We start from the raw sequence: 534 nt of genomic DNA on the forward strand, positions 1-534 counted from the left end.
TCTTCGGACTAATAAAAAAGCCGTCTGAAACGTATTACAACGTTTTCAGACGGCCTTTACTTGTTCAAAGCATTAAATCATGCCTCTGCCTTGCGCTTTTGGCTTGGCTTGGCCGAATTCCAGTTTGCTCAATGCGGAGAGGTAGGCCTTGGCAGTTGCCACCAATACGTCGGTATCCGCACCTTGGCCGTTGACCACACGGTCGCCGCGTTGCAGGCGGACGGAAGTTTCGCCTTGGCTTTCCGTGCCTTGAGTTACCGCATTGACAGAGTAAATCTGCAAGGTTGCGCCACTTTGTGCCACGCTTTCAATGGCTTTGAAGATGGCATCAACAGGGCCTGAGCCGCTAGCGGAAGCGTGTTTTTCTTCGCCGCGAATACTGAACACAATATCGGCGCGCGGCTCTTCGCCGGTTTCAGTGCTGATTTTTTGGGAAATGAATTTGTAGCTTTCGGTATTCATATTGCCCATTTCGTCAGACACCAAAGCGTGCAAATCTTCATCAAAGATTTCGCGTTTTTTGTCGGCGAGTTC

The 534-nt window shown here is 50.0% G+C and carries 1 protein-coding gene; it reads right to left on the bottom strand.

Annotated elements, in window-relative coordinates:
• Positions 1-72: 72 nt before the first annotated feature.
• Positions 73-534, bottom strand: a 462-nt coding sequence (locus ACTHUE_RS20040) for an alpha-isopropylmalate synthase regulatory domain-containing protein (RefSeq protein WP_440424282.1), incomplete at its 5' end; no start/stop codon positions are given.

The sequence above is a fragment of the Neisseria sp. P0021.S005 genome (assembly GCF_051956955.1).